Here is a 6,936-nt window from a genome sequence, read left to right on the forward strand (position 1 = left end):
GGCGGCGGCGGGCAGCCGTTCTGCGCGGCCGACGGTTCGACGGCCTGATGCTGTACCGGTGCGAGCGGAGCCGCCGCCTGCGCGGCCGTCAGGCCGAAGCCCGCGATCGCGGCGGCGGCGAGAAGTGCGGCAGTAGTGCGAATCATGCCGATTCCTTGTCTCGAAAGGTGTTGTCCGTCATGGGTTTGGACGCTCCCGAGACGCGACGGTTCCACCGAACCGGAGATGTGAGTCAGCTCACAATCGGGCGGCGGTGAGGACCATGGTGGCGTACGGCATCGTGAAGCCGCCGCCCATCGCGTCGATGGCCGCGCCGACGCCGGCGAGCACCTGATCCACCACCTCCGCCGGAGCTCGCGTCAGCGTGCCCTGGGTGGGCATCTGGTCCAGCCACTCGTCGCGGGTGTAGCGACGCTCCCAATCGAAGCGCCATCGCTGCACCTCGCCGAATCCGCCGGCATCGCGAATCCCGTCGGCGGAGTTGACGAGTATCGGCTCGTAGGGATCCACTGCCCGGTCGGGGTGGGCCGGCGGACGGAACGGCGAATCCGGGAGCAGCCGGCGGTAGACCTCGGCGAAGGCCTCGGCCACGGCGGGCGGCAACTCGAAGACGTGCCAGAACAACGCCAGCAGACCGGCGGGACGCAATGCCTGCGCCGCCGTGCGCGCACCCTCGATCGGATCGATCCAATGCCACGCGGTCCCGGACACCACGGCGTCGAAGACGCGCCCGGCCGGATCCCACTCCTCGAACCGGGCCACCTCCACGTCCAGACCGTCACGGCGCGCGAAGTCGGCCATCCGGGCATCGGGTTCGACACCCAGCACGGTGCATCCCGCGGCCCGGAACTGCCGCGCTTCGATGCCGGTTCCGCAGCCGACGTTCAGGTAGCTCCGGCCTGGGCTCGCGGCGACGATGCGGTCGATCATGGCTTGCGGATAGGGCGGGCGGGTGCGGTCGTAGCGGGCCGGATCGATGCCGAAGGATTCGCCGGTCGACCGGCGCTGGTCGGGCGTGATCGCCGGTGCGGGCGGTTCGGTGGAGGACATGCGCCCACGCTAGGACCAGCCGGCGCGATCGTCAACCAACAGTTGACAAAGAGAGGATTGTCAATGTGTGATTGACGTGAACTCGCGGGTTCCAGCTCGTTGCCTGCGCTGCTCACCGTCCCCACGCGAGGGTTATTCGCGTCGTCGCCAGAAAATCCGCGGTCAGTTCGCGCAGGGCCAGGAACTGCCCGCCCGTCCCGTATTTCCTGCGCAGACTGCCGAAGTCGGTGAACGCGGCCGCGGCGGCGATCTGATTGGAGTCGGGGATGCGGGTCGGGAACAGCCGCGGCAGCGTGCGATTGGCCTGCAGGATCTCCAGGGTGGTGCGGTGGACCGCCGAGGAACGCCGGTACTTGGTGACCACGACCCCGAGCTCCTCCAGCGGGTCGCCCCAGCGCGCGGCGAGGTGGCGCAGATGCGCCTGCACCGGCGGAATTCCATAGGTGGACATGATGTCCGGGATGGTGGGGATCATGTACCCGTCGGACAGCCGCAGACCGTTCTGGGTGATCGGGCCGAGATTCGGCGGGCAGTCGACGAGGACATAGTCGTAGTCCTCGAGCACCCCCGACAGCGCCCGGGCCAGCACCGTGGTGGGCTCGCCGTGGCGCAGTGCGGGCATCTCGTCCTGCAGCGCAATCAGTTTCGGCGAGGCGGGCAGCAGATCGACGGTGGTGACGGCGTGCATGGGCGACACCTCGTGCTGGATCAGCGGGCGCACATCGGGCGCGGGCCGCCCGGCCAGCGCGGCGGCGAAGATCGCGGCCAGGGTCTGGCCGGCGGAATCCAGTTCCACCGAGCGGTTTTCGCCGACCATCATCGCGGTGAGATTGGCCTGCGGATCCAGATCGATCAGCAGGACTCGCTTGTCGAATTCGGCGGACAGAATTTCGGCCAGCGCGGCGGTGGTGGTGGTCTTGCCCACCCCGCCCTTCAAGTTGAAGGTCGCCACCACGTACGGGCGCGAGCGGCCCGGCGTGCGCTCGCCCTCCCAGATCCGTTGCGGCCGTTCCAGCCGCAGCACCCGGCCGGCCCGGGTACGGCCCAGCCAATCGAAACCGTCCTCGTCGCCCGTCGCCGCGTTCGCCGGCTGCGCAGCGTCGACCGGACCCACGACCTCGACCGATTCCGTGCGCTGTCCGGATAATGTCTCGCTTCGTAACTCCACCAGCCCGAGAGCCTCCATTCGCACAACCGTCGGCACGGTGCGCTACACCTTAATGATCGACACGCGCTGCGGCACTGCGCGACACCGGCCCGCGAGGCGGATATTCGACGACTTTTCCTGCGATATTGCACGTTCGGCGCGGTGGGCGGCGAAGATACCAGAGTGCGAACGAAATTCTCCTCCGAACTCGCGGCGCTCACCGAAGAGCTCGCTCATATGGCTCGGTTGGCACACGAGGCGGCCGAACGCGCCGCGGTGGCGATCGAGAACGCCGATCTGACCGCTGCCTACGAGGTGTTCGCGCTGGAGGAGAGAATCCAGGCCGAGCACGCCAAATGCGAGGACCGGTCGGTGATTCTGCTCGCCCTGGAGGCGCCGGTCGCACGGGATCTGCGCAACGTGGTGACCGCCATCCAGATCGCGGAGGATCTGTCCGGCATCGCGGGCGGGCTCAGCCGGGTGGCCGACGGTGTGGTGCGGAAGTTCCCGGAACCCGTGGCGCCCGAGGACATCACGCATCAACTCTCGGCGATGGCCGCGGCGCTGGTCGACCTCACCGCGGCAGCCATCGCGGTGATCTCGGCCCAGCAGGTGGAACCGGACACCACGCTGATCCCGCCGGATCCGGCGATCGAGCAGCTCCAGCAGCAACTGTTGCGGGCGGTCGCCGACGACGGCTGGCAGCACGGCAATGCGATGGCGGTCGAAACGGCCCTGCTGGCACACCATTTCGAGCGCTGCGCCGCACACTGCGTGCGGATCGGGCGGCTGATCCGGTTCTTCCACACCGGCGTACCGCTGTCGGCGCAGAACGACGAGGAGTGAGCCGAACTCACACCTGTGCAGGAGCGCGTGAGACTCGAGGCAGTCCCCGGCGATTTCCTACTCAGCCTGCGGAGGTTCTCGGCGAGAGATACGCCGGCAAAACCGCATTCACCAACCAGACTCCATTGCCGGTGCGGTAGAACGACTGCCCGTCGCGATGCATCCGCTCGGCCGCGACGTCGAAGACCACCGGGCGCCCGTGCCTACCGCCCACCGCGCGTGCGGTTTCCAGATCCGCCGACAGGCGAACCGCATGCCGGCGCATCGGACGCAGCCCCTCGGCCATGATCACATCGACCAGATGCTCGGCCGTGCCGTGGAAGAGGATCGGCGGCGGTTCGACCGCGGTGTAGCCGAGCTCGACCGGAATGGAATGTCCTTGCCGGGCGCGGATCGATGTGCCGCTCTCGTCGAATTCGTAGCGCTGCTTGTTGTCTCGGGCGACCACCGCGTCCAGGTCGGCACGAGTGATCGTCGTTCCGGCAGCGTTCGCCTGCCGCAGCAGGACCTCCACCGGCACCCAGCCGGCCGCGTCCGGTTCCAGGCCGATTCCCTGCGGATCGTGCCGCAACCATTTCGACAGGCGCTTCGACAAGCGCACCAGTTCTCGATCGTTCATAGTTCATCACCACAATGGCATGCCACCGCGAACCGGCACCAGCGAATTCCGTCCGGCGGGCTCCCGTCGTGCTCGGTGGCGGCCTCCGTGGTCACGCGCACCACCGTCTCCGACCGCGTCGCTCCCCCCAAGGCGCTCCGAGCCCACCCAGTAACCTGGGCGCATGACAGCTGTTGCAGATCGTTCACTCGGCCCGGAACTGGCACGTACCGAGAACATCGGCCCCGACACCGATGTCCTCGTGGTCGGACTTCTGTCCACCGACGACGGGCCCGTGATCGCCGCGGCCGACGTTTTCGACGGGGTGCTCGATGCCGGCACCCGAGAGCAGTTGCTGGCCTCGCTGCTGGCCGTCGGCGCGAAGGGCAAGGCCGAGGAGCTGACCCGGATCCCGGCACCGGACGGGCTCGGCGCGACCAGTGTGCTCGCGGTCGGACTCGGCGGACAGGACGCGCTGGATGCCGAGCAGATCCGCAAATCCGCCGGTGTGGCCGCCCGCTCGCTCGCCGGCACCGCCACGGCCGTCACCACGCTGTCCGGACTGGATCTGGGCGCCGCCGCCGAGGGCTTCTACCTCGGCGCCTACACCTTCACCACCTTCAAGTCCGACAAGTCCGCGCCCAAGCCGGCCGAACAACCGCTGCAGCGGGTCGAATTCCTGGTTCCCACAGCCGATTCCGGCGAGGAGGAACTGTTCCGCGCCCAGGCCGTCGCCGAGGCGGTCGCGACCGCGCGCGATTTCGTCAACACTCCCCCGAACGCGCTCTTTCCGGCTGAATTCGCCGAGCGCGCAGCCGAATTGGCACGGGCGGCCGGACTCGAGGTGGAGATCCTCGACGAGAAGCAGTTGGAGGCGGCCGGTTACGGCGGGATCGTCGGCGTCGGCAAGGGCTCCTCGCGCCCGCCGCGGCTGATCCGCATCACCTACTCCGGCGGGGACACGAAGGTCGCCCTGATCGGTAAGGGCATCACCTTCGACACCGGCGGCATCTCGATCAAGCCGGCGGCCAATATGGAGAATATGACCTCCGATATGGGTGGCGCCGCGGCGGTCATCGCGACCACCCTGGTGGCGGCGCGGCTCGGGCTCCCGATCACGGTCACCGCGACGGTGCCGATGGCCGAGAACATGCCCTCGGCAACCGCGCAGCGTCCCGGTGATGTGCTCACCCAGTACGGCGGCACCACGATCGAGGTCATCAACACCGACGCCGAGGGCCGGCTGATCCTGGCCGACGCGATCGTGCGAGCGGGCGAGGACAACCCGGACTACCTGATCGACGTCGCGACGCTGACCGGCGCGCAGATGGTCGCACTCGGCACCCGCACCCCCGGCGTGATGGGCACCGAGGAGTTCCGCGACCGGGTCGCGCGGCTGTCGCAGGAGGTCGGCGAGAACGGCTGGCCGATGCCGCTGCCCAGCGAATTGCGCGCCGACCTGAATTCGAAGGTCGCCGATATGGCCAACGTGTCCCCGCACCGCTGGGGCGGCATGCTGGTCGCCGGAACCTATCTGAAGGAATTCGTGCCCGAGGGTGTGCAGTGGGCGCATCTGGATGTAGCGGGTCCGGCCTACAACACCGGCGGGCCGTTCGGCTACATCGGCAAGGGCGGCACCGGCGTTCCCGTGCGCACGCTGGTCGCCGTATTGACCGATATCGCGGGCGAATAAGCGGCACAACGGCATTCGAGAACCCGGCGGCACGCTCGGACGTGGCCGTCCGGGGTCTCGGTCGGTGCGTGACCATCGCCGCGGGTATCGAGCCGCGGACGCTTACTCCGCGGACAGATCCCGCAGATCGGCCTCCAGCGCGCGCTTGCGCTCGATGCGTTTGCGGGCGTCGTAGTCGCGCATGCGCTGCGGGTAACCGGTGCGGCCCACGTCGTAGACGGGAATCCCCAGGCGGGTCGACAATTGGCGTGCGCCGCGCTCGCCCACGACCCGGCGCGTCCATTCCCCATCGGCGGCGATAAGTATCGCTGTGACATCGGTCACTGTCGTCTTGGGTTCGATATACGCCTCGACGCCCACGTGGGTGCGCACCCAGTCGGCCAGATACCGGATATCGGAGGCGTCGGCGCCTCTACCCGCGCGGCCGCCGCGGAAACGATCGAGCAACCCCACGGCCGCCTACCTCCTGTTCGCCTGTCGGGTGCGTGCGCTCCCGATCCATCGATAGTGCCAGCTGTCGGGCATTTCGGGCGGATGCCCAGGTCCGCCATGGACACCGTGTCCCGACCCGGCGGTTTCGCGCGGGGTGTCGAATCAGACACGCCGAGCCCGACGATCGTCATCGAGGCAGCTCTCCGCAGCGGCACGGATGCTGTGATGTCGCCATGGGCCCGCCGACCGCCCGCCCTGTGGTACGTATCGCAACGGCGAGTGCAAGGATGGAGAACCGGAACAAGAACCGCACGGATCTCCGGTGCCACAGGAATGTTCGGTGGCAGTCGGGTGCTCGCCGCGACCGCGGCGCGCCCCCGCCGAGAGACGAACTGTTGTGAACCCGTCGAGCAGTTAGAGGAGTCAACGGACATGGCCTTCTCCGTCCAGATGCCAGCTCTTGGTGAGAGCGTCACCGAGGGCACTGTGACCAGGTGGCTGAAGCAGGAAGGAGACACGGTCGAGGTCGACGAGCCCCTGCTCGAAGTGTCCACCGACAAGGTCGACACCGAAATCCCGTCCCCCGCAGCGGGTGTACTCACCAAGATCGTGGCCCAGGAAGACGACGTCGTCGAGGTCGGCGGCGAACTGGGCGTGATCGGCGATGCCGGTGAGGAATCCGCGCCGGCGCCCGCCCCGGCCCAGGAAGCACCTGCGCAGCAGGCACCCGCGGAATCCGCGCCCGCGCAGGAAGCGCCCGCCCAGCAGGCCCCCGCGCAGGAGGCTCCCGCGCAGCAGCCCGCGCCCGCCGCACAGTCCGGCGGCGCCGCCGACGGGACCCCGGTGAAGATGCCGGAACTCGGCGAATCCGTCACCGAGGGCACCGTCACCCGCTGGCTCAAGCAGGTCGGTGACCAGGTCGAGGTCGACGAGCCGCTGCTCGAGGTCTCCACCGACAAGGTCGACACCGAAATCCCGTCGCCGGTGGCAGGCACGCTGCTCGAGATCAGCGCGAACGAGGATGACGTGGTGTCGGTCGGCGGTCAGCTCGGCGTGATCGGCAGCGGTTCGCCCGCCGCCGCGCAGTCCGCGCCCGCCCCGGCTCCGGCGCCCGCGCAGCAGCAGGCACCCGCCCAGGAAGCGCCCGCCCAGCAGGCCCCCGCACAGCAG

At 68.8% G+C, this 6,936-nt stretch carries 7 protein-coding genes; 3 read left to right on the top strand and 4 right to left on the bottom strand.

Features of this window, described 5'->3' with window-relative positions; genetic code table 11:
* Nucleotides 1-237: 237 nt before the first annotated feature.
* Together NN2_RS35185 and NN2_RS35190 are read right to left on the bottom strand one after the other, a co-directional pair.
* Nucleotides 238-1,050 (bottom strand): class I SAM-dependent methyltransferase, encoded by an 813-nt coding sequence (locus NN2_RS35185; RefSeq protein ID WP_063019561.1) that lies wholly within the window; start codon nucleotides 1,048-1,050, stop codon nucleotides 238-240.
* A gap of 112 nt (nucleotides 1,051-1,162) precedes the next feature.
* Nucleotides 1,163-2,005 carry a ParA family protein gene (locus NN2_RS35190; protein ID WP_063019568.1) on the bottom strand — a complete coding sequence of 281 codons (843 nt, stop codon included), beginning with the start codon at nucleotides 2,003-2,005 and terminating at the stop codon, nucleotides 1,163-1,165.
* Between the two features lie 375 nt (nucleotides 2,006-2,380).
* On the opposite strand from NN2_RS35190, the gene NN2_RS35195 reads away from it, so the two are divergent.
* Nucleotides 2,381-3,043, top strand: coding sequence for a phosphate signaling complex PhoU family protein (locus tag NN2_RS35195; RefSeq protein WP_063019569.1), 663 nt, complete (start codon nucleotides 2,381-2,383; stop codon nucleotides 3,041-3,043).
* 61 nt (nucleotides 3,044-3,104) lie between these two features.
* Here NN2_RS35195 and NN2_RS35200 read toward each other — a convergent pair whose 3' ends face one another.
* On the bottom strand, nucleotides 3,105-3,662 hold the full coding sequence (locus tag NN2_RS35200) for an RNA 2'-phosphotransferase (protein ID WP_063019563.1): 558 nt from the start codon (nucleotides 3,660-3,662) through the stop codon (nucleotides 3,105-3,107).
* A 163-nt stretch (nucleotides 3,663-3,825) separates the two neighbouring features.
* Between NN2_RS35200 and NN2_RS35205 the strand changes: the two genes are divergently transcribed.
* Complete coding sequence (locus NN2_RS35205) at nucleotides 3,826-5,334, top strand: leucyl aminopeptidase (RefSeq protein WP_063019565.1); 1,509 nt, start codon at nucleotides 3,826-3,828, stop codon at nucleotides 5,332-5,334.
* Nucleotides 5,335-5,436: 102 nt separating this feature from the next.
* Here NN2_RS35205 and NN2_RS35210 read toward each other — a convergent pair whose 3' ends face one another.
* On the bottom strand, nucleotides 5,437-5,787 hold the full coding sequence (locus NN2_RS35210) for a hypothetical protein (RefSeq protein ID WP_063019567.1): 351 nt from the start codon (nucleotides 5,785-5,787) through the stop codon (nucleotides 5,437-5,439).
* 411 nt (nucleotides 5,788-6,198) lie between these two features.
* Between NN2_RS35210 and NN2_RS35215 the strand changes: the two genes are divergently transcribed.
* Nucleotides 6,199-6,936 (top strand): biotin/lipoyl-containing protein (locus tag NN2_RS35215; protein ID WP_305781621.1); only part of this gene is annotated, 738 nt, incomplete at its 3' end.

Source organism: Nocardia nova NBRC 15556 (genome assembly GCF_001613005.1).
In the GTDB taxonomy this organism is placed as follows: Bacteria; Actinomycetota; Actinomycetes; order Mycobacteriales; family Mycobacteriaceae; genus Nocardia; species Nocardia nova.

What these genes read in the sequence shown, in the direction of transcription:
- NN2_RS35185 (WP_063019561.1), bottom strand. Translation starts at nt 1,050, where the DNA reads ATGTCCTCCACCGAACCGCCCGCACCGGCGATCACGCCCGACCAGCGC.
- NN2_RS35200 (WP_063019563.1), bottom strand. Translation starts at nt 3,662, where the DNA reads ATGAACGATCGAGAACTGGTGCGCTTGTCGAAGCGCCTGTCGAAATGG.
- NN2_RS35205 (WP_063019565.1), top strand. Translation starts at nt 3,826, where the DNA reads ATGACAGCTGTTGCAGATCGTTCACTCGGCCCGGAACTGGCACGTACC.